The sequence below is a fragment of the Pseudomonas sp. WC2 genome, assembly GCF_050586545.1.
GTDB lineage: Bacteria > Pseudomonadota > Gammaproteobacteria > Pseudomonadales > Pseudomonadaceae > Aquipseudomonas.
Map to the genome: position 1 here is coordinate 120,073 of NZ_JBOBDR010000016.1, position 23,940 is coordinate 144,012.

General features: G+C 58.8%; 26 protein-coding genes and 1 tRNA gene. 6 read left to right on the top strand and 21 right to left on the bottom strand.

Annotated elements, in window-relative coordinates; genetic code table 11:
• Positions 1 to 9: 9 nt before the first annotated feature.
• From gcvP to ACQ4OE_RS20020, 5 genes are all read left to right on the top strand, one after another.
• Positions 10 to 2,862: an aminomethyl-transferring glycine dehydrogenase gene (gene gcvP, locus ACQ4OE_RS20000; protein ID WP_430947655.1), complete on the top strand. Its 2,853-nt coding sequence runs from the start codon at positions 10 to 12 to the stop codon at positions 2,860 to 2,862.
• Positions 2,863 to 3,038: 176 nt separating this feature from the next.
• Complete coding sequence (locus ACQ4OE_RS20005) at positions 3,039 to 4,415, top strand: L-serine ammonia-lyase (RefSeq protein WP_430947656.1); 1,377 nt, start codon at positions 3,039 to 3,041, stop codon at positions 4,413 to 4,415.
• 135 nt (positions 4,416 to 4,550) lie between these two features.
• Positions 4,551 to 5,675 carry a glycine cleavage system aminomethyltransferase GcvT gene (gene gcvT, locus ACQ4OE_RS20010; protein ID WP_430947657.1) on the top strand — a complete coding sequence of 375 codons (1,125 nt, stop codon included), beginning with the start codon at positions 4,551 to 4,553 and terminating at the stop codon, positions 5,673 to 5,675.
• Between the two features lie 405 nt (positions 5,676 to 6,080).
• Positions 6,081 to 6,293, top strand: a complete 213-nt coding sequence (locus tag ACQ4OE_RS20015; protein WP_003365337.1) for a cold-shock protein — start codon at positions 6,081 to 6,083, stop codon at positions 6,291 to 6,293.
• A 97-nt stretch (positions 6,294 to 6,390) separates the two neighbouring features.
• A complete protein-coding gene (locus tag ACQ4OE_RS20020) occupies positions 6,391 to 6,879 on the top strand; it encodes an RDD family protein (RefSeq protein WP_430947658.1) in 489 nt (162 codons plus the stop codon).
• A 134-nt stretch (positions 6,880 to 7,013) separates the two neighbouring features.
• Here ACQ4OE_RS20020 and nadA read toward each other — a convergent pair whose 3' ends face one another.
• From nadA to ACQ4OE_RS20115, 19 genes are all read right to left on the bottom strand, one after another.
• On the bottom strand, positions 7,014 to 8,072 hold the full coding sequence (gene nadA / locus ACQ4OE_RS20025; RefSeq protein ID WP_064391766.1) for a quinolinate synthase NadA: 1,059 nt from the start codon (positions 8,070 to 8,072) through the stop codon (positions 7,014 to 7,016).
• A gap of 270 nt (positions 8,073 to 8,342) precedes the next feature.
• Positions 8,343 to 8,418, bottom strand: a tRNA-Lys gene (locus ACQ4OE_RS20030).
• 62 nt (positions 8,419 to 8,480) lie between these two features.
• A complete protein-coding gene (queC, locus tag ACQ4OE_RS20035) occupies positions 8,481 to 9,173 on the bottom strand; it encodes a 7-cyano-7-deazaguanine synthase QueC (protein WP_064391768.1) in 693 nt (230 codons plus the stop codon).
• Between the two features lies 1 nt (position 9,174).
• Complete coding sequence (queE, locus tag ACQ4OE_RS20040) at positions 9,175 to 9,822, bottom strand: 7-carboxy-7-deazaguanine synthase QueE (protein ID WP_430947659.1); 648 nt, start codon at positions 9,820 to 9,822, stop codon at positions 9,175 to 9,177.
• A gap of 166 nt (positions 9,823 to 9,988) precedes the next feature.
• The gene (gene ybgF / locus ACQ4OE_RS20045; protein ID WP_122589586.1) at positions 9,989 to 10,828 is read right to left on the bottom strand and encodes a tol-pal system protein YbgF; all 840 of its coding nucleotides are present in this window, start codon (positions 10,826 to 10,828) and stop codon (positions 9,989 to 9,991) included.
• A gap of 6 nt (positions 10,829 to 10,834) precedes the next feature.
• On the bottom strand, positions 10,835 to 11,332 hold the full coding sequence (gene pal, locus ACQ4OE_RS20050; RefSeq protein WP_003178634.1) for a peptidoglycan-associated lipoprotein Pal: 498 nt from the start codon (positions 11,330 to 11,332) through the stop codon (positions 10,835 to 10,837).
• Positions 11,333 to 11,384: 52 nt separating this feature from the next.
• Positions 11,385 to 12,665, bottom strand: coding sequence for a Tol-Pal system beta propeller repeat protein TolB (gene tolB, locus ACQ4OE_RS20055; RefSeq protein ID WP_430947670.1), 1,281 nt, complete (start codon positions 12,663 to 12,665; stop codon positions 11,385 to 11,387).
• Positions 12,666 to 12,682: 17 nt separating this feature from the next.
• Entirely contained in the window at positions 12,683 to 13,747 is a 1,065-nt protein-coding gene (gene tolA, locus ACQ4OE_RS20060) for a cell envelope integrity protein TolA (RefSeq protein ID WP_122589589.1), read from the bottom strand.
• On the bottom strand, positions 13,747 to 14,199 hold the full coding sequence (gene tolR, locus ACQ4OE_RS20065) for a protein TolR (RefSeq protein ID WP_161806672.1): 453 nt from the start codon (positions 14,197 to 14,199) through the stop codon (positions 13,747 to 13,749). Before tolR ends, tolA begins: the two co-directional genes overlap by 1 nt.
• Positions 14,200 to 14,222: 23 nt before the next feature.
• Entirely contained in the window at positions 14,223 to 14,918 is a 696-nt protein-coding gene (tolQ, locus tag ACQ4OE_RS20070; RefSeq protein WP_008080223.1) for a protein TolQ, read from the bottom strand.
• The gene (gene ybgC, locus ACQ4OE_RS20075) at positions 14,908 to 15,375 is read right to left on the bottom strand and encodes a tol-pal system-associated acyl-CoA thioesterase (protein WP_122589591.1); all 468 of its coding nucleotides are present in this window, start codon (positions 15,373 to 15,375) and stop codon (positions 14,908 to 14,910) included. Before ybgC ends, tolQ begins: the two co-directional genes overlap by 11 nt.
• A 127-nt stretch (positions 15,376 to 15,502) precedes the next feature.
• On the bottom strand, positions 15,503 to 16,564 hold the full coding sequence (ruvB, locus tag ACQ4OE_RS20080; RefSeq protein WP_007962024.1) for a Holliday junction branch migration DNA helicase RuvB: 1,062 nt from the start codon (positions 16,562 to 16,564) through the stop codon (positions 15,503 to 15,505).
• Positions 16,565 to 17,173: a Holliday junction branch migration protein RuvA gene (gene ruvA, locus ACQ4OE_RS20085; RefSeq protein ID WP_003227522.1), complete on the bottom strand. Its 609-nt coding sequence runs from the start codon at positions 17,171 to 17,173 to the stop codon at positions 16,565 to 16,567.
• Positions 17,174 to 17,287: 114 nt separating this feature from the next.
• Positions 17,288 to 17,815 carry a crossover junction endodeoxyribonuclease RuvC gene (ruvC, locus tag ACQ4OE_RS20090; protein WP_008080220.1) on the bottom strand — a complete coding sequence of 176 codons (528 nt, stop codon included), beginning with the start codon at positions 17,813 to 17,815 and terminating at the stop codon, positions 17,288 to 17,290.
• A gap of 158 nt (positions 17,816 to 17,973) precedes the next feature.
• Complete coding sequence (locus tag ACQ4OE_RS20095) at positions 17,974 to 18,720, bottom strand: YebC/PmpR family DNA-binding transcriptional regulator (protein ID WP_122589593.1); 747 nt, start codon at positions 18,718 to 18,720, stop codon at positions 17,974 to 17,976.
• Positions 18,721 to 18,849: 129 nt separating this feature from the next.
• The gene (aspS, locus tag ACQ4OE_RS20100) at positions 18,850 to 20,625 is read right to left on the bottom strand and encodes an aspartate--tRNA ligase (protein ID WP_160041557.1); all 1,776 of its coding nucleotides are present in this window, start codon (positions 20,623 to 20,625) and stop codon (positions 18,850 to 18,852) included.
• Between the two features lie 101 nt (positions 20,626 to 20,726).
• Entirely contained in the window at positions 20,727 to 20,948 is a 222-nt protein-coding gene (locus tag ACQ4OE_RS20105) for an FmdB family zinc ribbon protein (RefSeq protein ID WP_007912741.1), read from the bottom strand.
• Positions 20,949 to 21,079: 131 nt separating this feature from the next.
• Entirely contained in the window at positions 21,080 to 21,418 is a 339-nt protein-coding gene (locus ACQ4OE_RS20110; RefSeq protein WP_122589596.1) for a ribbon-helix-helix domain-containing protein, read from the bottom strand.
• A gap of 184 nt (positions 21,419 to 21,602) precedes the next feature.
• Positions 21,603 to 22,073 (bottom strand): Dps family protein, encoded by a 471-nt coding sequence (locus ACQ4OE_RS20115; protein ID WP_008080217.1) that lies wholly within the window; start codon positions 22,071 to 22,073, stop codon positions 21,603 to 21,605.
• Positions 22,074 to 22,384: 311 nt separating this feature from the next.
• Between ACQ4OE_RS20115 and ACQ4OE_RS20120 the strand changes: the two genes are divergently transcribed.
• A complete protein-coding gene (locus ACQ4OE_RS20120) occupies positions 22,385 to 22,987 on the top strand; it encodes a cold-shock protein (protein WP_122589597.1) in 603 nt (200 codons plus the stop codon).
• 65 nt (positions 22,988 to 23,052) lie between these two features.
• On the opposite strand, the gene ACQ4OE_RS20125 is transcribed toward ACQ4OE_RS20120, so the two are convergent.
• Together ACQ4OE_RS20125 and ACQ4OE_RS20130 are read right to left on the bottom strand one after the other, a co-directional pair.
• On the bottom strand, positions 23,053 to 23,259 hold the full coding sequence (locus ACQ4OE_RS20125; RefSeq protein ID WP_122589599.1) for a SlyX family protein: 207 nt from the start codon (positions 23,257 to 23,259) through the stop codon (positions 23,053 to 23,055).
• A 3-nt stretch (positions 23,260 to 23,262) separates the two neighbouring features.
• A complete protein-coding gene (locus ACQ4OE_RS20130; RefSeq protein ID WP_430947660.1) occupies positions 23,263 to 23,688 on the bottom strand; it encodes an HIT domain-containing protein in 426 nt (141 codons plus the stop codon).
• Between the last annotated feature and the right edge of the window lie 252 nt (positions 23,689 to 23,940).

Consider the following 23,940-nt stretch of genomic DNA (forward strand, 5'->3'; position numbering starts at 1 on the left):
AACACCGACATGACTCAAGTAAACCTTGGCACCGCCAACGAATTCATCGCCCGCCACATCGGCCCGCGCGCCGGTGACGAACAAGCCATGCTCAACAGCCTCGGCTTCGATTCGCTCGAAGCACTGAGCGCCAGCGTCATCCCGGAAAGCATCAAGGGCACCAGCGTGCTCGGCATGGACGACGGCCTCAGCGAAGCCGATGCTCTGGCGATGATCAAAGGCATCGCCGGCAAGAATCAGCTGTTCAAGACTTACATCGGCCAGGGCTACTACAACTGCCACACGCCGTCGCCGATCCTGCGTAACCTGCTGGAAAATCCGGCCTGGTACACCGCTTATACCCCGTATCAGCCAGAGATTTCCCAGGGCCGTCTCGAAGCGCTGCTGAACTTCCAGACCATGATCAGCGACCTTACTGGCCTGCCGATCGCTAACGCTTCCCTGCTCGACGAAGCCACCGCCGCTGCCGAAGCCATGACCTTCTGCAAACGCCTGAGCAAGAACAAGGGCAGCCACCAGTTCTTCGCCTCGATCCACAGCCACCCGCAAACCCTCGACGTGCTGCGCACCCGTGCCGAGCCGCTGGGCATCGACGTCGTCGTCGGCGACGAGCGTGAACTGACGGACGTGACGCCGTTCTTCGGCGCGCTGCTGCAATACCCGGCGAGCAACGGCGATGTATTCGACTACCGCGAGTTGACCGAGCGCTTCCACGCCGCCAACGCGCTGGTGGCCGTGGCCGCTGACCTGCTTGCCCTGACCCTGCTGACCGCTCCGGGCGAGTTCGGCGCTGACGTCGCCATCGGTTCGGCACAACGCTTCGGCGTGCCGCTGGGCTTCGGTGGCCCGCACGCGGCTTACTTCTCCACCAAAGATGCGTTCAAGCGCGACATGCCGGGCCGTCTGGTCGGGGTCTCGGTTGACCGCTTCGGCAAGCCGGCGCTGCGTCTGGCGATGCAAACCCGCGAGCAACACATCCGCCGCGAGAAGGCCACGTCGAACATCTGCACCGCACAGGTGCTGCTGGCCAACATCGCCAGCATGTACGCCGTCTACCACGGCCCGAAAGGCCTGACGCAGATCGCCAACCGCGTGCATCACCTGACCGCGATTCTGGCCAAGGGCCTGACCGCGCTGGGCGCTAACGTCGAACAAGCCAGCTTCTTCGACACCCTGACCGTGGCCACCGGCGCGCAAACCGCTGCACTGCACGACAAGGCGCACGCTGCGCAGATCAACCTGCGCGTGGTCGACGCTCAGCGTCTGGGCCTGTCGGTCGACGAAACCACCACCCAAGCGGACATCGAAACCCTGTGGAGCCTGTTTGCCGACGGCAAAGCCCTGCCGGACTTCGCTGCCCTCGCCGCCTCCGTGCAGAGCACCATTCCAGCCTCGCTGGTACGTCAGTCGCCGATCCTCAGCCACCCGGTGTTCAACCGTTATCACTCGGAAACCGAGCTGATGCGCTACCTGCGCAAACTGGCCGACAAGGATCTGGCACTGGATCGCACCATGATCCCGCTGGGCTCGTGCACCATGAAACTCAACGCCGCCAGCGAAATGATCCCGGTGACCTGGGCTGAATTCGGTGCGCTGCACCCGTTCGCCCCGGCCGCGCAAAGTGCCGGTTACCAGCAACTGACCGACGAACTGGAAGCGATGCTCTGCGCCGCCACCGGTTACGACGCGATCTCGCTGCAACCGAACGCCGGTTCGCAAGGTGAATACGCAGGCCTCTTGGCGATTCGTGCTTATCACCAGAGCCGTGGCGATGAGCGTCGCGACATCTGCCTGATCCCGTCGTCCGCCCACGGCACCAACCCGGCCACCGCCAACATGGCCGGCATGCGCGTGGTCGTGACCGCGTGCGATGCGCGCGGCAACGTCGACATCGAAGACCTGCGCGCCAAAGCCATCGAGCACCGCGAACACCTCGCCGCGCTGATGATCACTTACCCGTCGACCCACGGCGTGTTCGAAGAAGGCATCCGCGAAATCTGCGGGATCATTCATGACAACGGCGGCCAGGTGTATATCGACGGCGCCAACATGAACGCGATGGTCGGCCTCTGCGCACCGGGCAAGTTCGGCGGCGACGTCTCGCACCTGAACCTGCACAAAACCTTCTGCATCCCCCACGGCGGTGGCGGCCCGGGCGTCGGCCCGATCGGCGTCAAGTCGCACCTGACGCCGTTCCTGCCGGGCCATGGCCAGATGGAGCGTAAAGAAGGCGCGGTCTGCGCGGCACCGTTTGGCAGCGCGAGCATTTTGCCGATCACCTGGATGTACATTCGCATGATGGGCGGCGCCGGTCTGAAGCGCGCTTCGCAGTTGGCGATCCTCAATGCCAACTACATTTCCCGTCGTTTGGAAGAGCACTACCCCGTGCTGTACACCGGCAGCAACGGTCTGGTCGCGCACGAGTGCATTCTGGATCTGCGTCCACTGAAAGACAGCAGCGGCATCAGCGTTGATGACGTCGCCAAGCGCCTGATCGACTTCGGTTTCCACGCGCCGACCATGTCGTTCCCGGTCGCAGGCACGCTGATGATCGAGCCGACCGAAAGTGAATCCAAGGAAGAGCTGGACCGCTTCTGCGACGCCATGATCCGCATCCGCGAAGAAATCCGCGCGGTGGAAAACGGCACGCTGGACAAGGACGACAACCCGCTGAAAAACGCTCCACACACCGCCGCGGAACTGGTTGGCGAGTGGACGCACCCGTACAGCCGCGAGCAGGCCGTTTACCCGGTAGCGTCGCTGATCGAAGGCAAATACTGGCCACCGGTCGGTCGTGTCGACAACGTCTTCGGTGATCGCAACCTCGTCTGCGCCTGCCCGTCGATCGAAAGCTACGCTTAAGAGAAGCAGTTGTGAGCTTTGAGCTACAAGCTGCAAGTAAGGGCTGATCTGCTTTTTACTTGCGGCTTGTGTCTTGCTGCATGCACTGCGGCCTTATAGAAGCCGCAAGGAAACCCGATCCGCTTTTTTGTAGCTTGCAACTTGAAGCTCACAACTGCTCCGCAGGAGCCCCCCTCATGTCGTTAAGCGTGTTCGACCTGTTCAAGATTGGCATCGGCCCCTCCAGTTCCCACACCGTCGGCCCGATGCGTGCTGCTGCGCGTTTCGCCGAAGGTTTACGCCGTGAAAACCTGCTGACGGCCACCGCCAGCGTTCGCGTCGAGTTGTACGGTTCCCTCGGCGCCACTGGCAAAGGTCACGGCAGCGACAAAGCCGTGCTGCTCGGCCTCGAAGGCGAACACCCCGACACCGTCGATACCGAAACCGTTGCCGCACGCCTGCAAGAAATTCGTGGCAGCGGTCGCTTGAACCTGCTCGGTGAACACAGCATTGCGTTCAACGAGAAAGAACACCTGGCAATGATCCGCAAGCCGTTGGCCTATCACCCCAACGGCATGATTTTCCGCGCCTTCGACGCGGCGGGTCTGCAGATTCGCAGCCGCGAGTACTACTCGGTCGGTGGCGGTTTTGTCGTCGATGAAGATGCCGCCGGCGCCGACCGCATCGTTGAAGACGCCACACCGCTGACCTTTCCGTTCAAAAGTGCCAAGGACTTGCTCGGTCATTGCACCACCTACGGCCTGTCGATCAGTCAGGTGATGCTGACCAACGAAAGCGCCTGGCGCCCGGAAGCGGAAACCCGCGCCGGTCTGCTCAATATCTGGCAAGTGATGCAGGACTGCGTCGCTGCGGGATGCCGTAACGAAGGTATTTTGCCCGGTGGTTTGAAGGTCAAACGCCGAGCGGCAGCTTTGCATCGGCAACTGTGCAAGAACCCGGAATCAGCATTGCGCGATCCGTTGTCGGTGCTCGATTGGGTCAACCTGTATGCCTTGGCGGTCAACGAAGAAAACGCCAATGGCGGCCGCGTTGTCACCGCGCCCACCAACGGTGCGGCGGGGATCATTCCGGCGGTGCTGCATTACTACATGCGTTTTATCCCCGGCGCGAATGACGATGGCGTCGTGCGCTTTCTGCTAACGGCAGCCGCCATCGGCATTCTCTACAAGGAAAACGCCTCGATCTCCGGCGCCGAAGTCGGCTGTCAGGGCGAAGTCGGCGTGGCCTGTTCGATGGCGGCCGGCGCGTTGTGCGAAGTGCTCGGTGGCAGCGTCCAGCAAGTCGAGAACGCAGCGGAAATCGGCATGGAACACAACCTCGGCCTGACCTGCGACCCGATTGGCGGATTGGTGCAGGTGCCGTGCATCGAGCGCAATGCGATGGGCTCGGTGAAAGCCATCAACGCGGTGCGCATGGCCATGCGCGGCGACGGCCAGCATTTCGTCTCCCTCGACAAAGTCATCCGCACCATGCGCCAGACCGGCGCCGACATGAAAAGCAAATACAAAGAGACCGCCCGCGGCGGTCTGGCGGTCAACATTATCGAATGCTGAAACCTATTTAACTCCGCCTCCCTCAGGGAGACGATCGCATTTAGCCCCATCTCCCTCCGGGAGAGGGCTGGGGTGAGGGGTTCTTGATCTCGATCTTGCCTCCGATCCCCAAACTACATTTTCAAGGAGCCACGCATGTCCACCGAACAACTGTCGAAAACCCCGCTGCACGCTCTACACATCGAACTCGGCGCCCGCATGGTGCCGTTCGCCGGCTACGACATGCCGGTGCAATACCCGCTAGGCGTGATGAAAGAACACCAGCACACCCGTGAGCAGGCCGGGCTGTTCGATGTGTCGCACATGGGCCAGATTCGCCTGACCGGCGCCAACGCCGCCAAAGCGCTGGAAACGCTGGTGCCGGTGGACATCATCGACCTGCCGGTGGGCATGCAGCGTTACGCGATGTTCACCAACGAAACCGGCGGCATTCTCGATGACCTGATGGTTGCCAACCTGGGTAACGATGAACTGTTCCTGGTGGTCAACGCTGCGTGCAAGGATCAAGACCTGGCCCATCTGCAAAAACACATCGGCGAGCAGTGCACCATTACGGCGCTGTTCGAAGAGCGCGCACTGTTGGCATTGCAAGGTCCGGCGGCCGTTACCGTGCTGGCGCGTCTCGCGCCGGAAGTCGCGAAGATGACCTTCATGCAGTTCAGCCGCGTCTCGTTGCTGGGCGTGGATTGCTTCGTCAGCCGTTCGGGCTATACCGGTGAAGACGGTTTCGAAATCTCCGTGCCGGCCGCTGATGCGGAGAAACTTGCTCGCGCTCTGCTCGCTGAACCGGAAGTCCAGGCCATCGGCCTCGGTGCCCGCGACTCGCTGCGCCTGGAAGCCGGTCTGTGCCTGTATGGCCATGACATGAACACCGAGACCACACCGATCGAAGCCAGTCTGCTGTGGGCGATCTCCAAGCCACGCCGCGCTGACGGCGCACGCGCTGGGGGTTTCCCGGGTGCAGAACAGGTATTCGCCCAGCAACAGAATGGCGTCGCGCGCAAACGCGTCGGCCTGCTGCCGCAGGAACGTACCCCGGTGCGTGAAGGCGCAGAAATCGTCAATGAAGCCGGCGATATCATCGGCAGCGTATGCAGCGGCGGTTTCGGTCCGACCTTGGGCGGGCCTCTGGCGATGGGTTACCTGGACAGCACTTATGTCACTGTCGACACACCGGTTTGGGCAATCGTACGTGGGAAAAAGGTGCCAATGCTTGTAAGCAAAATGCCATTTGTTCCACAACGCTACTATCGCGGTTGATTGACTGTTTCTATAAGTAACGCGATTGCGTGACGCGTGCACTAATGTGTCACGCAATCGCCACAAAAAAGTGCATTTTCTAACAACCGATTCGAATATGAACTTTGCTTATAACGTTCGAAAACAATTGAACAAGCTAATCGTCTAAGCCCGCACTAGTGCACTGACTAACTGCCATCAAACACAGTAAAACCGGGGCCTTCGGGGGGCTTGTTTTTTCTCCCGTAGTTGGCGTAGAGTTTCCTCACTGTGTTTGCATGGGTCAGCTTGGAATCGTGACCTGGGCAGTAGCCTACAAGTTAGCTACATCCCGTTCGACGTCTTCTTACTCTCCTGCAACCAGCCCCAGTACTCTTTCATGTGAAGGAGACTGTCATTAATTTTTTGCGTCAAAGGAAATAAGAAATGGCTGAACGTCAGAGCGGTACCGTCAAGTGGTTTAACGACGAGAAAGGTTTTGGTTTTATCACTCCTGAAAGCGGTCCGGATCTGTTCGTGCATTTCCGCGCCATCCAGGGCAACGGCTTCAAAAGCCTGAAGGAAGGCCAGAAAGTGACTTTCGTTGCGGTGCAAGGCCAGAAAGGCATGCAGGCTGACGAAGTTCAAGCAGAAGGCTAATCTGCTGTTACGAAAAAGCCCCTGATATTGATATCAGGGGCTTTTTTGTGCGCGCGAATCCGTAAAATGGCGCTTCCATTTGCGTCCAGAGGCTGCCATGTCGAAAAACCTGCTCACGCCCCAAGGGGATTTCCCTCCCGTTGCTCTGGGTCGCCGCTTGGCCGCGATGTTCTATGACTTCTTGCTGTGCACCGCGCTGCTGATCGTCACCGGTTTCGTTTACAAGATGATCCAGGCAGCGATCATTGGCGAAGAGCGTCTGCGGGTGATGACGGATGCCGGGAAAATGGACGGCGATCCGCTGTATTCGACGGTGCTGCTGCTGGTGCTGTTTGCCTTCTTCGCCAAGTTCTGGACCCACGGCGGGCAGACACTGGGCATGCAGGTGTGGGGCATTCGTGTGCAGAACGCCAATGGCACGGCGATCAGCCTGTGGCAGGCCCTGCTGCGCTTTATGGTGTCGATCGCATCGTGGCTGTGCGTGGGGCTCGGATTCTTCTGGTCGCTGTACGACAAGCAGAAGCGCACGTGGCATGACATCTACTCCGATACTCGCGTCGTACGAGTCCCGAAGAAGACCAAATGATTTCCAGACGCCGAATACCACTGTGGGAGCGAGCTTGCTCGCGAAGGCGTTGTGTCAGTCAATTTCAATGGTGACTGATACACCGCTTTCGCCAGCAGGCTCGCTCCCACAGGATTTAAGCTGTTGCTGAGACCTTAAGCGTTACCAGCCAACTTCATCCGTGCAGCCTGGGTGAAATCCAGCATGCGCTTCAATGGCCGGATCGCCTGCGGAATCAACGCCGGATCAACGAAGATCTCGTTCGTCCCTTCCTTCAAGCTCTTGAGCGTGCGCTCAAGGGTGTTCATGGCCATCCACGGGCAATGTGCGCAACTGCGGCAGGCAGCGCCGTTACCGGCGGTTGGTGCTTCGATGAAGACCTTGTCCGGGCACAGCTGCTGCATCTTGTAGAAGATGCCGCGGTCGGTCGCAACGATCAGGGTCTTGTTCGGCAGGCTCTGCGCAGCAGCAATCAACTGGCTGGTGGAACCGACGGCGTCCGCCAGCTCTATCACCGACGTCGGCGACTCCGGGTGCACCAGAATCGCGGCATCCGGGTACAGCGCCTTCATGTCCTCAAGCTGCTTGGACTTGAACTCCTCGTGGACGATGCAGGCCCCGTCCCACAACAGCATGTCTGCGCCGGTCTTGCGCTGGATGTACGTCCCCAGATGCTTGTCCGGGCCCCAGATGATCGTTTCGCCGTTGTCCATCAGACTTTCGACGATCTCCAGTGCGCAGCTTGATGTCACCACCCAGTCGGCCCGAGCCTTAACGGCCGCAGATGTGTTGGCGTACACCACCACCGTGCGCTCCGGGTGTTGATCACAGAACGCCGAGAACTCGTCGACCGGGCAACCCAGATCCAGCGAGCAGGTCGCGTCGAGGGTCGGCATCAGCACGCGTTTTTCCGGGTTAAGAATCTTCGCGGTCTCGCCCATGAACTTCACACCGGCGACCACCACAGTCTTGGCCGGGTGGGCGTTGCCGAAGCGCGCCATTTCGAGGGAGTCGGAGACGCAACCGCCGGTTTCTTCGGCCAACGCCTGAATCACCGGGTCGCAATAAAAGTGGGCCACCAGCACCGCGTCCTGAGCTTTGAGCTCGGCGGCGATGGCGGCACGGTAATAAGCCTCTTCCTCAGCCGTCAGCGGTTTCGGCTGTTTGGCATCGAGGTGGGCTTGAACCAGAAGGCGTTCGGAAATCTGCGTCATGTTCGCAAGACCTGCAGGCGCGTTCGCGCGAAAGTCGAGTATACACCCGGCTCCGGACCGCTTGAGGGTACCGCCGGGAGAGTGAGTATTATCAGGCACGGACAGCATTGAAGCTGCGCAAGGCTACAGAATATCCCGTTGATACAAAAGATGATTCTGACTTGCGTCAGCGCCGCCGGTACTGAAATACCCGCCGCCGAATCGCAGGCAAAAAAAAACCCGGAAATCCTCACTTTCGTGGGCCTTCCGGATTTTCTAAACCGCCAAATATGGTGGGTCGTGTGGGATTCGAACCTACGACCAATTGGTTAAAAGCCAACTGCTCTACCAACTGAGCTAACGACCCGCTGTGTGGTGGCGCGTATAATACTGATTTTTAAGGACTATTCAACACCTTTTTGAAAAAAATCAAAAATAAGGTGTTGGGTCGTCCACACCAGCGGCTGCAAAGCCTTCTGCGCGCAGGCGGCAACTGTCGCATTTGGCGCACGCACGGCCATCATCGTCGGCCTGATAGCAGGAAACGGTCAGACCATAATCAACGCCCAGCTTCACGCCCGCCTGAACAATCTGCGCCTTGCTCAGGTTCTGCAGTGGCGCCTGAATACGGAAGCCGTTGCCTTCCACACCCGCCTTGGTCGCCAGATTGGCCATACGCTCAAAGGATTCGATGAACTCGGGACGGCAATCCGGGTAACCGGAATAGTCCACCGCGTTCACACCAATAAAGATGTCGCGTGCGCCGAGCACTTCCGCCCAACCCAAGGCCAATGACAGGAAAACCGTGTTACGCGCCGGTACGTAAGTCACCGGAATGCCTTCGCCGAGCTCTTCCGGAATGTCGATGCTGGTGTCAGTCAGGGCCGAGCCACCCATGCCGTTCAGATTGAGGCCAATCACCTTGTGCTCGACCACACCCAAATCGCGAGCGACGCGTGCAGCAGCGTGCAATTCAGCGTGGGAGCGCTGCCCGTAGTCGAAGCTCATGGTGTAGCAGGCGTAACCTTCAGCGCGGGCCATCGCTACGACGGTGGCCGAATCGAGGCCGCCAGACAGCAGGATTACCGCACGTTTTTCGTTAGTGTTCAGTTGTTCAGTCATATCAGCGCCCCGGCTCATCATTCCATAGATATTTATGCAGCTGCAGTTGCAACCGCACTGGTAGGTTGTCTGCCACCACCCAATCCGCCAGATCCCTGGGATTGAGGTCATGATGACTTGGGGAGAACAGCACTTCACCCGCACGTCGATCAAGCCCGTACTGGATCAGCTTCGACACCGCCCAGTCATAGTCTTCCCGCGAGCAGATGACAAACTTCACCTGATCATTCGGGGTCAGCAGTTCGATATTTTCGTAACGGTTGCGATGGGCTTCTTTCGAACCCGGCGTTTTCAGGTCGACGACGCGGCTGACGCGCGGATCCACAGCCGAGACGTCGAGGGCGCCGCTGGTTTCCAGCGAGACCTCATAACCGGCATCACACAACTGTTTAAGCAAAGGAATGGCATTCGGCTGTGCCAGCGGCTCGCCGCCAGTCACGCAGACGTAACGCGGACGAAATCCGGCCACTTGCTCAAGGATATCGTCGAGGGTGCGCACGGTACCGCCACTGAAGGCGTACGCGCTGTCGCAGTATTGGCAACGCAATGGGCAACCGGTCAGGCGCACAAAAACAGTGGGCAGCCCGGCAGTCCGCGTTTCCCCCTGCAACGAGTAGAAAACTTCGGTGATTCTCAATGTGTCTTGCATAGTCGCCACGGGCGTAACAGCTAAACAGGCTGTCCGCCTCCGTCAGGCACTTCAGGTAATCCCGCCAACGCGTAGACCACCAGAAGCGTGTTTCAGAAAAAGGGCGTGAATTCTAACGAAAAAACCCGCGACAAGCGCGGGTTTCTTCTAAACGGGTAAAGCAGGCTTACATGCGTTGCAGATCGCGTTGAGCCAACTGAGCAGCGGAGGTACCCGGATATTGGGCCACCACCTGTTGCAGAATGCCTTTTACCTTGTCGGTATGACCGAGGCGGCGCTCTACGTCAGCCAGCTTGTACAGCGAGTCCGGCACTTTGGCGTGCTTGGGATACAGCTGCGAAACCTTGGCAAAAGCCTGACCTGCACCTTGCAGATCGCCCTTGGCCAGGTTGACTTCGCCCAACCAGTACTGGGCGTTGCCCGCGTATTGGCTGTTCGGGTATTTGCGCAGGAACGCGGCGAAAGCCTGGCTGGCCTTGTCGAAATCCTTGGCTTTGATCAGGTCGAAAGCGGCATCGTAATACAGCTTTTCCTTGGCCGGATCACCCGGTTCGCTGCTTGCAGCAGGTGCCTGGGCAGCAGTAGCGGCCCCGGCGCCAGCGGCAGCACCGGCAGCAGCACTTGCATCGCCACCGGCAGAAGAATTCTCAGGAGTCGCGGCAGGTGCAGCACCGGATCCTATGCGCCGATCAAGATCCTGGTATCGCTCCAGGGATTCTTGTTTCATGCGCGCAACCTGATTCTGCAGTTCTTCAATCACACCTTGCTGGCGCGATATCTGATCCTGCATTTGTTGCAGTTGGTTGAACAGCATGCCTTGTGCCGAGGCAGGGGCCGAAGCCGCTCCCCCGGCATAGGCGCCGTTCGTACCGTAACCTGCAGGCGGATAACTGCTCCCGCTATTGTTATAACCGGAGTTGTCATCGACCACAGGAACCGCAGCCCACGCCGCAAGCGGCGCGAGGCTGAGAGCCAGAACAGTTACAGCACGACGGCACGTTCGCATATCGAATTACTTACGCAGTTCGACGCGACGGTTTTGAGCCCAGGACTGCTCGTCGTTGCCGGTAGCAACTGGACGCTCTTCGCCGTAGGAAACCAGTTCCAGCTGAGCTGGGGAAACACCTTGCAGTACCAGGTAGCGCTGAACGGCTTTCGCACGACGCTCGCCCAGTGCCATGTTGTACTCACGAGTACCACGTTCGTCGGTGTTGCCTTCCAGAACAACGCGAGCGCCGTTTGCTTTCAGGTCTTTGGCGTGAACGTCCAGAGCGCGCATGGCTTCTGGCTTCAGGTCCGAGCTGTCGTATTCGAAGTAGAAGGTGGTGATTGCGCGCAGAGCAGCTTCTTCGCTCAGGGAACCGTCAACGGCACCAGTGTTTGCGCCGTAACCAGCGTTTGGATCAACAGCGCCTTCACCGGCGTTGTCGCCGCCTTTGGACGAGCAACCTACAGCTACAGCCATGGCCAGAGCCAGCGCAGCAAATTTACCAAACTTCAGCATTTCCATCGTGAAACTCCTAATGAACCCCAGTGTGTTAAGTAAAACGTGTAGCGCCCGCTCACTTCAGGTAAGGGGACCAGGACGGTTCTCTGACTTCGCCTTGAGCGGTAGGAAGCGGGAGCCTAACGCGTCCATTAATGGACACGAGCATCAAGACTCCCCGGCCCTGTTGGCGGGTGGCGTAGATTACCATGGTGCCGTTGGGCGCAACAGTAGGCGACTCGTCCAGAGTGCTATCAGTGAGGATCTTTACACTCCCTCGCTGCAAATCCTGGGCTGCCACCTTGAAATTGGTGAAGCCATCCTGACGATGGATCATCACCAAAGTCTTTTCATCAGCCGAAAGTTTCGGGTTGGCGTTGTAGTTGCCAACGAACGTCACACGCTCGGCACCACCGCCACTGGCGCTGGTTTTGTAGATCTGCGGCTTGCCGCCACGGTCCGAGGTGAAGTAGATGGTCGAACCATCCTTGCCCCAGTACGGTTCGGTGTTGATGCCAGGGCCAGCAGTTACGCGGGTGATCTGACGCGAAGCCAGGTTCATCACGTAAATGTCCGGGTTACCGTCCTTCGACAGAACGAATGCCAGACGGTCACCATTCGGCGACCAGGCAGGCGCGCCGTTCAGGCCTTCGAAGTTGGTGATCTGCTCACGGCGACCGGTATCGATATTCTGCATGAAGATGCGCGGACGCTTCTGCTCGAACGACACATAGGCAATACGCTTGCCGTCCGGCGCGAAACGCGGCGACAGGATTGGCTCACGCGATTGCAGCAAGGTGACCGCGCGGGCACCGTCGTAGTCCGAACGCTGCAGGGTGTAACGGGTGTTCTTCTCGGAGAAGCGTTCAGCCGTCACGTACAACAGACGAGTCGAAAACGCACCTTCGATGCCGGTCAGTTTCTGGAACGACTGGTCGGCGATGAAGTGCGCCATGTCGCGCAGTTGCTCGGTAGTACCGGAAACGTTGCCGTCAGCCACTTTTTGTTCGGTGGCGACGTTGAACAGCGCCCATTGCACCTGCAGGCGACCGCCCGCTGGGGCAATGCTGCCGACCATCATGTACTGAGCACCCACCGTCTTCCAGTCACGGAAGATGATTTCGCTCGGCTGGCTTGGCTGGCTGATCATGTTTTGCTTTGGAATCGGCGAGTAGTAGCCCGAGTTACGCAAATCGTTACCAATGATTTCGGCCATGTCGTCCGGCAGCACGGCACCGCCCTGCATGCCGAACGGTACAACGGCGATCGGAGTAGCCCGATCGCTACCGCTGGTGACCAGAATGTTCTTTTCATCAGCCATCGCGATCCCTGCCATGCAGCAGATCACGACCAGCATTCCTCGAAGAAGGTTTCTCACAAGGCTAGATCCTCAGGTGTGAATGTCATCTTGAATGAACGATACGGAGCGAAATCGCTCGGCTTCATTCCCTGCATTTCTGTCAAACGTCCAATATTCTTCACTGCCGCGACTGCCGACGCATCGAACGGACCATCGCCGCTGGACTTGGACACGCTGACCGAAGTCACCGTACCGTCCGGCAACATGCCGATTTGCAACACGACCGTCATGCCTTTGCGTGCCGAAGGTGGACGAGCCCAACCTTCTGCAGCTCGCGCACGAATCAGGTCATCGAAACTGCCCGCGACTTCGTCACCCTGCTCATCTGCCAAGGCCTGCTGGCGCTGCGGCGTGTCGGAAAGCAGATCGGCCAAGGCCTGAGCCTTTTTGTCTTCGGTCGATTTACGTGCCGCATCCTGCGCTTTCTTCTTCGCAGCATCGGCAGCAGCTTTCTTCTTCGCTTCATCGGCGATTTTCTTCTTCGCCTCTTCAGCTTCAGCTTTCTTCTTGGCGTCTTCGGCGGCTTTCTTCTTCGCGTCTTCGACAATCTTCTTCTTGGCTTCTTCAGCGGCCTCTTTCTTGGCCTCTTCTTTAGCCTCTTCTTCGGCTTTCTTCTTGGCTATATCAGCCAATTGTTTCTCTTCGGCCTTCTTGGCTTCGGCTTTCTTCGCGTCGTCGGCTTTCTTGGCATCATCTGCCTTCTTCGCCTCGTCCGCTTTTTTCGCCTCATCGGCCTTCTTGGCTTCCTCGGCCTTTTGAGCCGCTTCTTCTTTCTTTTGTTCCGCAGCCTTCACCGCTTCCTGCTCGACCTTTTTCTGCTCCATCTGCTCGACTTCGGTCTGGCGCGCGGCGGATTTCTTCGCCTCACCCGCAATCTTCTGATTGGTCTGGGTGGTTGCCTGACTTTTCGATTTCAGTTGGTACAGGGTTGCCTGGACAATCGGCTTGGCCGGCGGCAGCTCCGGTGTGAAGGCGAAACTGACGAACAGCATGCCGAACACCAGCACGTGCAAGACGATCGCCCAGACACTAGGCCAGAAGAAGCTTTCCGAGGCGGACGGCTCTCTCTGTTGCTGCATCAGGGGGCCTCGGTAATCAAACCAACGTTACCGACCCCGGCTTTCTGCAACCCGCCCATCGCACCCATGACTGAACCGTAGTCGACAGTCTTGTCGCCACGGATGAAGACCTGGGTACGCTTGCCGCCTTCGGTGCCGGCGCGAATGATCTTGGTCACCGCATCAGTCATTTGTGGCAGGGTCATGGCCCTGTCCTGTTGCTTCTCGGTGTCGACTTCGCTGCCAAGGTTCCAGTAATAGGTCTTGTCAGCCTTGATCGAAATGGTCAGGACCTGGGTGTTGTTGTCCTGCGGCAAGGCTTCGCTGGAAACCTTGGGCAGATCAACTTTCACGCCCTGATTGAGCATCGGCGCGGTCACCATGAAAATGACCAGCAGTACCAACATCACGTCGATGTAAGGCACCACGTTCATCTCGGCGACCGGCTTGCGCTTTTTGCGAGCTCGAGCGATTAAAGCCATTGGAAAATACCTGCTTATTCTTCGCTGGTGTGCACTTTGCGGTGCAGGATCGCCTGGAATTCATCGGCGAAGGTGTAGTAGCGGCCCAGCAGGGTTTCGCTGCGAGCGGCGAAACGGTTGTAAGCGATAACTGCAGGGATCGCGGCGAACAGACCGATCGCGGTGGCGATCAGGGCTTCGGCGATACCCGGGGCGACAGTGGCCAGGGTCGCTTGCTGGGCGCTGGCCAGACCACGGAAGGAGTTCATGATGCCCCACACGGTACCGAACAGACCGATGTACGGGCTGACCGAACCAACGGTGGCGAGAAACGGCAGGCTCTGCTCCAGTTTCTCTTCTTCACGGGAGATGGCAACGCGCATGGCCCGCGCCACACCCTCCATCACCGCTTCAGGATCGACACCTGGCTGCTGACGCAGACGCGAGAATTCTTTGAAACCGGCACGGAAGATCTGCTCCACGCCCGAATCCGGATCAGGGTTGCTGCCCGCCTGACGATACAGCTTGGACAGATCGATACCCGACCAGAAGCGCTCCTCGAAGCTCTCCAGGGCGCGTCGACCGGCGCGCAGCAGATTGCTGCGCTGAAAGATCATGATCCATGAGGTCACCGATGCGGCCACCAGGGTCAACATTACCAACTGCACCACGATGCTGGCATTGCTGACCAGGCTCCACATGGAGGAATGGTCGACGACGTTAGCTTCCACGCTTTATCTCCTGCTTTGAGTGTGTACCCGGGCCGACCGCGTCGGCGAAGGCCGTACGCAAGTCTTCGGGAAGGGCCCGGGGTTTCAAACTGTTAGTGCGCACACAGGCCACCAAAAACTGCCCCTCACAGAGCAGCACATTATCCGTTGCCCGCCTGACCTGTTGTTTGAAGCGCAGGCTGGCCCGGTTCAATTCGATTACTTCAGCGCTTACCAGCAGTTCGTCGTCCAGTCGCGCCGGCGCGTGGTAGCGCGCTTCGCTGGAATGCACGACAAACAACAGGTCCTCCCCTGCCAGCTGCGATTGGGCAAAGCCCAGTTCGCGGAGCCGCTCGGTTCGAGCCCGTTCCATAAACTTGAGGTAATTAACGTAATACACGATGCCGCCCGCATCGGTGTCCTCGTAATAAACGCGACAACGATGTGCGAACGGCTCAAGCCCGTTTTGCGCGCGCATACTCTAGTGCTTACTCCTCAGGTTGCCAATCCGGCCAGGCAACTGTTTTTCATGGTTTCAGAGCTTTACCGCAAAAGTACCGTCCTATGACCGTACAAACCCTGAATAAATCGACAACAAATGTGTATTAATCGTCCACGGCATCGAGAAACTCGTCTGCGACGGGCATTTCGCCCATTCGTGACGGAATGTTTAAACCGAAATGCAGATACGCATGCCGGGTCACCACCCTGCCCCGTGGCGTTCGCATGATGTAGCCCTGCTGAATCAGGTACGGCTCCAGCACATCTTCAATGGTATGGCGCTCTTCACTGATCGCCGCCGCCAGGCTGTCGATCCCCACTGGCCCGCCATCGAACTTCTCGATCATGGTCAGCAGCAGACGCCGGTCCTGGTGATCGAAACCGTGCTCGTCGACGTCCAGCAGGTTCAGCGCGAGATCTGCCACCGATTTGGTGATATGCCCCTTGGCGCGCACTTCGGCGAAATCGCGCACCCTGCGCAGCAAACGGTTGGCAATTCGCGGCGTACCACGGGCACGCCGAGCGATTTCGAACGAACCCTCCGGATCCAGTGGCAGGCCAAGAATGGCCGCGGAACGACTGACAATCGTCGCCAGATCGGCCGTGCTGTAGAACTCAAGACGCTGGACGATACCGAAGCGGTCACGCAGCGGATTGGTCAGCATGCCGGCGCGAGTAGTCGCACCGACCAGAGTGAATGGCGGCAGATCGAGTTTGATCGAACGCGCGGCCGGCCCTTCGCCGATCATGATGTCGAGCTGGAAATCTTCCATCGCCGGGTACAGCACTTCTTCAACGATCGGCGACAGACGATGAATTTCGTCGATGAACAGCACGTCGTGCGGCTCAAGGTTGGTCAGCAGCGCCGCGAGATCACCCGGACGCTCAAGCACCGGGCCCGAGGTGCTCTTGATCGACACGCCCATTTCCTGAGCAATGATGTTCGCCAGCGTGGTTTTACCCAAGCCCGGCGGGCCGAAGATCAACGTATGGTCTAGGGATTCACTGCGGCCACGCGCGGCCTGGATGAACAGTTCCATCTGCTCGCGCACGGTCGGCTGGCCAATGTAGTCGGCCAGACTGACCGGGCGAATGGCCCGATCCTGGACTTCTTCGCGCTCGCGCGGACTGTGCGCGGCGGCGATCAGACGATCAGCTTCAATCACTTAAATCATTCCCTTCAGGGCGCGGCGGATCAGATCTTCACTGCTCAAATTCTTGTCCTTGATGGCGGTAATCGCCTTGCTCGCTTCCTGCGGCTTGTAACCCAGGGAAATCAGCGCGCTGACCGCATCGTTCTCGGCGGTATTGACCGGTGCCGGGCCGTCCGGCTGATTCGGCACCAGCGCAAACATCGCCGGCGAAGTTTCCCACGCCTTAAAGCGATCTTTCAGTTCGACCAGCAAACGCTCGGCGGTCTTTTTGCCTACGCCCGGCACCTTGGTCAGGGCCGAGGTGTCCTGCGACTGCACGCAGCGAATCAGCTCGTCGACTTCCAGACTCGACATCAACGCCAGGGCCAATTTCGGCCCGACACCATTAAGACGGATCAACTCGCGAAAAAAGTCTCGCTCACGCTTGCCGGCAAAACCATAGAGCAATTGCGCGTCTTCGCGTACGACCAAATGGGTGTGCAGGGTCAGCGGTTCACCGACCGACGGCAGGCGATAAAGCGTGGTCATGGGCACTTCCAGCTCATACCCGAGGCCGTTTACATCCAGAATCAGGTGCGGCGGCTGTTTCTCAGCCAAGGTGCCGCGCAAGCGTCCAATCACGTTTCAGATCCTTGAGCGTTGGCCAGCCAAGGGCTGGCGACTGTCGAAAGGCAGATTTCGGACCGACGACCCAGGCGCCGAAATCCGCTTTCAGGAAAATTGATGCTGATGCTATCAGAGACGCAGGCGCCCGCCACGACTGCGTGCGGTTCCCAAGCCGTGCGGCAGCAGACTGGAACGGGTGTGCGCATGGCAAATGGCAATGGCCAAGGCGTCCGAGGCATCAATTTGCGGTTTGGCGGTCAGTTTAAGCATGTGCATGACCATCATCTGCACCTGCTCTTTATTGGCGGCGCCGGTACCGACCACAGCCTGTTTGACCTGAGTGGCGGTGTATTCGGCAATCTCCAGGCTCTCTTCAGCGCCAGCGACAATCGCAGCGCCACGGGCCTGGCCAAGCTTCAGTGCAGAGTCGGCGTTCTTCGCCATGAAGACCTTTTCGATGCCCATGGTCACCGGGCCGTAGGTCTGGATGATCTCGCGCACGCCGCGATAGACGATCTGCAGGCGCTCGTGCAGCTCACCGGCGCCGGTGCGGATACAGCCCGAAGCCACATAAATGCAGCCGCCACGCCCGGTATCGCGAACAATCCCGTAACCGGTGATACGCGAACCGGGGTCGATACCAAGAATTAAAGTCATAACGCCTGCAGATTCGGTAAAAGCACGGTTTTCAATTCAACCCATAACAAATGTGGGAGCGAGCCTGCTCGCGAAAGCGGTTTCATCATTGGCAACAATGTTGCCTGAAAATCCGCCTTCGCGAGCAGGCTCGCTCCCACATTGAAGACTAGTCGCTCTTAACCGAGCTGAGCGGCCACGTCTTCCGGAATGTCCGCGTTGGAGTAGACGTTCTGCACGTCATCCAGATCCTCGAGCATGTCGATCAGCTTGAGCACTTTCTCCGCGCCGTCCAGATCCAGTTCGGCGCTGGTGGTCGGCTGCATGACGATTTCCGCGTCATCGCCTTTGAAGCCGGCGGCTTCCAGCGCGTTACGCACGGCGTAGAAACTGGTGAACGAGGTAAACACATCGATCGAACCGTCTTCGTGAGTGACCACGTCATCGGCATCGGCTTCCAGCGCTGCTTCGGTCAGTGCGTCTTCATCGACGCCCGGCGCGAAGCTGATCTGGCCTTTGCGTTCGAACAGATACGCCACCGAACCGTCGGTGCCGAGGTTGCCGCCGCACTTGCTGAACGCATGGCGAACGGCAGCGGCGGTACGGTTGCGGTTGTCGGTCATGCACTCGACCATCACCGCCACGCCGCCCGGGCCGTAACCTTCGTAGGTCAGTTCTTCAACGTTGTCCGCTTCGGTCGCACCGGCGCCGCGTGCGACGGCACGGTCGATGATGTCGCGGCTCATGTTCGCGCTCAGCGCCTTGTCCAAGGCCAGACGCAGACGCGGGTTGGAACCCGGATCACCGCCACCCTGACGGGCCGCAACGGTCAGTTCACGGATCCACTTGGTGAAGATCTTGCCCCTTTTGGCATCCTGACGTTCTTTGCGGTGCTTGATGTTCGCCCACTTGGAATGACCTGCCATAACTCGCTCCGAATTCTTTTTGAAACGTTGCCCGCCCTGCTCGTGCAGCGGCCAGCACACAAAAAAATCTCGACCTGCTCTCTTTAGAAAGAAAAAAGGCGCATCCGAAGATGCGCCTTCAGGCCCGTCTTACTCAGCCTTTGGCGTTTCGCGCAAACGAATGTGCAGCTCGCGCAATGCCTTCGCATCCACAACACCCGGTGCTTGCGTCATCACGTCGGCAGCACTCTGGGTTTTCGGGAAGGCGATCACTTCACGGATCGACTGGGCGCCGGTCATCAGCATCACCAGACGGTCCAGACCGAAGGCCAGACCACCGTGCGGCGGTGCACCGTACTTCAGGGCGTCGAGCAGGAAGCCGAATTTCTCTTCCTGTTCCGCTTCATCGATACCCAGCAGACGGAACACCGACTGCTGCATTTCCTTGCGGTGAATACGGATCGAACCGCCGCCCAACTCGGTGCCGTTCAGGACCATGTCGTACGCGCGGGACAGAGCGCCAGCCGGGTTGGCTTCGAGCTCTTGCGGCGTGCACTTCGGTGCGGTGAACGGGTGGTGCAAGGCGGAGAAGCTGCCGTCGTCGTTTTCTTCGAACATCGGGAAGTCGACAACCCACATTGGCGCCCACTCGCAAGTCAGCAGCTTCAGGTCGTGACCGAGCTTGATGCGCAGCGCGCCCAAGGCTTCGCTGACGATCTTGGCCTTGTCAGCGCCGAAGAACACGATGTCGCCATCGACTGCGCCAACGCGATCGAGGATGGCGTTGAGGTTTTCCAGCGGGATGTTTTTCACGATCGGCGATTGCAGACCGTCAACACCGGCAGCACGCTCGTTGACCTTGATGTACGCCAGGCCCTTGGCACCGTAGATGCCGACGAACTTGGTGTAATCGTCGATCTGCTTGCGCGGCATGCTCGCCCCGCCCGGAACGCGCAGTGCGGCGATACGGCACTTCGGATCGTTGGCCGGGCCGCTGAACACTTTGAAATCGACTTCTTTCAGTTGATCGGCAACGTCGACCAGTTCCAGCGGGTTACGCAGGTCTGGCTTGTCGGAACCGTAACGGCGCATGGCTTCTTCGAAGGTCATGTGCGGGAAGTCACCGAATTCCAGACCCAGCACTTCCTTGAACAGGTTGCGGATCATCTCTTCGGTCAGGCCCATGATCTCTTTTTCATCGAGGAAGCTGGTCTCGATGTCGATCTGGGTGAATTCTGGCTGACGGTCAGCACGCAGGTCTTCGTCACGGAAGCACTTGGCGATCTGGTAGTAACGGTCGAAGCCGGCCACCATCAGCAATTGTTTGAACAGCTGCGGCGATTGCGGCAACGCAAAGAACGAACCGGCGTGGGTACGGCTTGGCACCAGATAGTCACGCGCACCTTCAGGGGTGGCACGGGTCAGGATCGGCGTTTCAACGTCGAGGAAACCATTCTCGTCGAGGAAGCGACGGATGCTGGTGGTCATGCGCGAACGCAGACGCAGCTTCTCGGCCATTTCCGGACGACGCAGGTCGAGGAAGCGATAACGCAGACGGGTTTCTTCGCCGACGTCGGAGAACTCGTTCAGCGGGAACGGCGGGGTTTCCGACTCGTTCAGCACTTCCAGTTCGTAGCCCAGCACTTCGATCATGCCCGACGCCATGTTGGCGTTGGTGGCGCCGGCCGGACGCAGACGCACCTTACCGGTGATCTTGACCACGTATTCGCTGCGCACGCGGTCGGCGGCGGCGAAGCTCTCGGCGCGATCCGGATCGAATACCACCTGAGCCAGACCATCACGATCACGGATATCGAGGAAGATCACCCCGCCGTGGTCGCGGCGACGGTGAACCCATCCGCAAAGGGTAATTTCCTGGCCTTCCAGGCTTTCGTTCAGTTGGCCGCAATAGTGGCTGCGCATCATGGTCGTGGTTCGCTTCTCGTAATTCGAAAAATTCGGTGGAGCTCCCGGCGCACTGAGGCAGTCCGGAAACTCACGCGTGTCGTTCAACCCGGGTTTGAACCCTAGTCAGATTTGTCGCCACCGGCCAGGTTCTTCTTGGCGCCGGTCTTGAAATCAGTCTCGTACCAGCCACCGCCACTGAGGCGAAAGCCGGGCATGGACAGCTGTTTCTTGAGCTCCGGTGCCTGGCAGGCAGGGCAGTCGACCAGCGGTGCCTCGCTGATCTTTTGAATGGCTTCCAACTGATGACCACAGGAAGCACATTGGTAATCGTACATCGGCATGGGGGTGTCTCGGCGATCAGATTGCCACCGCGCGCAGGGCTTTGCGGCGAAAGAGCGGGATTATATCGATTAAATGCGGCCTGTGCAGCCGTATCACTGCACAGGCCGCCGACTCCCCTGCAACCGTCGTTTCAGAGCGAAACCCCGGTTGCCGCGTCCCTCCCTGCGCTCATGACACACACCACCCGGACCAGCGCACTGAAGTTTTTCACTCCGCCGTGACGCAAATGCACCTCACGATCGACGTGGGATAGCAGCGAACTGATGGAGCAGCCATTGTCTTGCGCCATGCTGCCAAGGATATTCCAGTAGACCTGCTCCAGACGCAGGCAGGTCGCGTAGCCGTTCAGTCGTACTGACCGGGACGTCGGCTGGATCAAGGCCATGTCGAATTCGTCGACGAACGGGTCGACTTTTATCTCGTGTCGCGCAACGACGATCCTGTCGCTTCGCCTGTGTCCATCTAGCATATCGGTGACACTCCTTTGCCATCTCTGCTGGTTTTTTTAAAGCCACTTCCTGTGTCTTCATCAAAACGCAGACGCAAAGTTATATCCAGATGACTAGTTGACCATCACCGTAGGATAAGCCGACACCAACGGTAGGATAGAGGTCAGCACGCGGACAACGCTCAGGGTCGCCCGCGCGCTCGGGTTACGCTTCCAGCAGTGCGCGGAGCATCCACGCGGTTTTCTCGTGCACCTGCATACGCTGAGTCAGCAGGTCCGCCGTCGGCTCGTCGCTGACCTTGTCCAGCAACGGGAAAATCCCTCGCGCCGTGCGAGTCACCGCTTCCTGGCCTTCGACCAGTTGCTTGATCATGTCTTCGGCGCTCGGCACTCCGGTTTCTTCCTTAATAGAAGAAAGGCGCGCGTAAGTCGCGTAAGCGCCCGGCGCCGGGAAACCCAGCGCACGAATACGCTCGGCGATCGAGTCCACGGCCAGTGCCAGTTCGTTGTATTGCTCTTCGAACATCAAGTGCAGGGTACGAAACATCGGCCCTGTGACGTTCCAGTGAAAGTTGTGGGTTTTCAGATACAGCACGTAGGTGTCCGACAGCAGCCGCGACAGCCCTTCGACAATGGACTTGCGATCTTCTTCACTGATTCCGATATCGATTGCCATGTTTACCCCCTAACGGCGATTGAGTTCATCCAGCAGGTGCAGACCCACTCTAGCAAGGCTGGCGCCACCCCGCAGCCTCTACGGCTTCAACACAGTGCGACAAATCGCCTGATGGCATGCCACTGGCCGGGCTGATTTGAGTAGCCGCAGGCTTTGCTGTTAAATAGGCAGTGTGTCGCCATGCCCCATTTTCCGGGGCGTTGCGCATAGGCTGATGCCGCGCACGTGTCCACCGCCTCTTATTTTGTTCCGAAGCGAACCGTGCACCTTCAGCTCTTCCTTGTGAGCCGTCATAACGTGAGCCAATCAAAATGTTGAAAATCGTCCACCTGCTAATGGGCGCAGCGGCCTTGCTGCTGTCGTTCATACCTAGCCTGAAATCCGAAGCCGTTCCTTACCTGCAACAACCCGATGCACTTTACCTGGCCTTTTTCGGCCTGCTGAACCTGGTGATTGCTCCAGTGATTCCTTACTGGAACAAAGGCCCGCGCCAGCATCTGCAAAATCTGGTCAGCGCGCTGCTGGTGCTGACTGTCGTCCTGCAAACCCTGACCCTGATCGCGCCGATGCCTGTCATCGCCGGCCAGCCAGCCGTGCTGTTCAGCCTGGTCATCGCTCTGGTTGCGGTCATCCTGCACCTGGCCGTCAGCTTTTATCGTTCTTCACCGGCTGCCGCACCAACCAGCTATGACATGACCAATCGCGATACCGGTACCGTCAAGTGGTTCAACACCTCCAAAGGCTTCGGCTTTATCTCCCGGGATTCCGGTGATGATATTTTCGTGCACTTTCGTGCGATCCGTGGCGAGGGCCATCGCGTCCTGGTTGAAGGCCAGCGCGTCGAGTTCTCGGTGATGAACCGGGACAAAGGCCTGCAAGCCGAGGACGTCATCGCCGCCCTGCCGCGTCGCTGAGCCCAAAGCAAAAAACCGCGAACAGCCGAGCTGTTCGCGGTTTTTTTATGCCCTGAAGAAAAGACTCAGTAGTGCGGCGGCGGTGCATCTTCCTCGAAAGAGCCAAACTGGCCGACCATCTCTTCCTGGCGTTTGAGCAATGCTGCCATCTGCAACTGCAGGCGCTCGACCACGCGCTGCTGGGCGACCAGCACGTCGTTCAATGCCTGAATGGTGTCGTCCTGAAACGCCAGACGGCTTTCCAGATCGGTCACGCGATCTTCCAGGTTCATGACTCAGCCCTCCACAAAGGTGAAATGCTCGGTCAGCACCGCACGCAACCGTTCGCGAATCGCGGCGACCTGCTCGTCACTGTACGGCTTGGCCGACACTTTGCCCCAGACCGGCGCGGGCCAGGCCGCGTCATCGCGTTTACGCACGATCACATGCATGTGCATCTGGCTGACAACGTTGCCCAAGGTCGCGACGTTCATTTTGTCCGCATCGAACAAATCCTTGAGCAACTCTGCCAGTGCAGTGGTCTCTTGCCACAACTGCTGCTGGTCGGCGACATCCAACTGAAACAACTCGCTGATATCGTCGCGGCGTGGCACCAGGATGAACCACGGGTAGTTGGCATCGTTGGACAGCAGCAGGCGACTGAGCGGGAAATCACCGATAACCAGCGTGTCCTGTTGAAGTCGTGAATCTAAAACAAACACTGCGCGCACTCCCGGCTGATCTTCATTATTCAGCTTAGCGGCCATCCCGATGGACAGCGGACCAAGCGACAGGACAGCAGCATACCTGCGATTGCGCCGGGCTTCACGACGACCGCGCCGCTTTGCACAGCCAACGCCCTGACATGGGACATTTACCGGCAGCACGCACCAACACAGAACTCATCGCAGCCCGGAATCGGCATAAATGACCAGAAACCCGGCACTCGTTCAGCATGGGCTGGCCAGCGAACT

Excerpts from the sequence above, each read along its gene's own strand:
- ACQ4OE_RS20020 (WP_430947658.1), top strand. The coding sequence starts at position 6,391 with ATGTCGAAAAACCTGCTCACGCCCCAAGGGGATTTCCCTCCCGTTGCT.
- ACQ4OE_RS20115 (WP_008080217.1), bottom strand. The coding sequence starts at position 22,073 with ATGGCAATCGATATCGGAATCAGTGAAGAAGATCGCAAGTCCATTGTC.
- gcvT (WP_430947657.1), top strand. The coding sequence starts at position 4,551 with ATGTCCACCGAACAACTGTCGAAAACCCCGCTGCACGCTCTACACATC.
- pal (WP_003178634.1), bottom strand. The coding sequence starts at position 11,332 with ATGGAAATGCTGAAGTTTGGTAAATTTGCTGCGCTGGCTCTGGCCATG.
- ACQ4OE_RS20005 (WP_430947656.1), top strand. The coding sequence starts at position 3,039 with ATGTCGTTAAGCGTGTTCGACCTGTTCAAGATTGGCATCGGCCCCTCC.
- ACQ4OE_RS20110 (WP_122589596.1), bottom strand. The coding sequence starts at position 21,418 with ATGCTAGATGGACACAGGCGAAGCGACAGGATCGTCGTTGCGCGACAC.
- ACQ4OE_RS20105 (WP_007912741.1), bottom strand. The coding sequence starts at position 20,948 with ATGCCGATGTACGATTACCAATGTGCTTCCTGTGGTCATCAGTTGGAA.
- aspS (WP_160041557.1), bottom strand. The coding sequence starts at position 20,625 with ATGATGCGCAGCCACTATTGCGGCCAACTGAACGAAAGCCTGGAAGGC.
- ybgC (WP_122589591.1), bottom strand. The coding sequence starts at position 15,375 with ATGCGCGCGCAAAACGGGCTTGAGCCGTTCGCACATCGTTGTCGCGTT.
- tolB (WP_430947670.1), bottom strand. The coding sequence starts at position 12,665 with ATGCTGGTCGTGATCTGCTGCATGGCAGGGATCGCGATGGCTGATGAA.
- queC (WP_064391768.1), bottom strand. The coding sequence starts at position 9,173 with ATGACTGAACAACTGAACACTAACGAAAAACGTGCGGTAATCCTGCTG.
- tolA (WP_122589589.1), bottom strand. The coding sequence starts at position 13,747 with ATGCAGCAACAGAGAGAGCCGTCCGCCTCGGAAAGCTTCTTCTGGCCT.
- nadA (WP_064391766.1), bottom strand. The coding sequence starts at position 8,072 with ATGACGCAGATTTCCGAACGCCTTCTGGTTCAAGCCCACCTCGATGCC.
- queE (WP_430947659.1), bottom strand. The coding sequence starts at position 9,822 with ATGCAAGACACATTGAGAATCACCGAAGTTTTCTACTCGTTGCAGGGG.
- ACQ4OE_RS20120 (WP_122589597.1), top strand. The coding sequence starts at position 22,385 with ATGTTGAAAATCGTCCACCTGCTAATGGGCGCAGCGGCCTTGCTGCTG.
- ACQ4OE_RS20095 (WP_122589593.1), bottom strand. The coding sequence starts at position 18,720 with ATGGCAGGTCATTCCAAGTGGGCGAACATCAAGCACCGCAAAGAACGT.
- ACQ4OE_RS20125 (WP_122589599.1), bottom strand. The coding sequence starts at position 23,259 with ATGAACCTGGAAGATCGCGTGACCGATCTGGAAAGCCGTCTGGCGTTT.
- ruvC (WP_008080220.1), bottom strand. The coding sequence starts at position 17,815 with ATGACTTTAATTCTTGGTATCGACCCCGGTTCGCGTATCACCGGTTAC.
- ACQ4OE_RS20015 (WP_003365337.1), top strand. The coding sequence starts at position 6,081 with ATGGCTGAACGTCAGAGCGGTACCGTCAAGTGGTTTAACGACGAGAAA.
- ybgF (WP_122589586.1), bottom strand. The coding sequence starts at position 10,828 with ATGCGAACGTGCCGTCGTGCTGTAACTGTTCTGGCTCTCAGCCTCGCG.
- gcvP (WP_430947655.1), top strand. The coding sequence starts at position 10 with ATGACTCAAGTAAACCTTGGCACCGCCAACGAATTCATCGCCCGCCAC.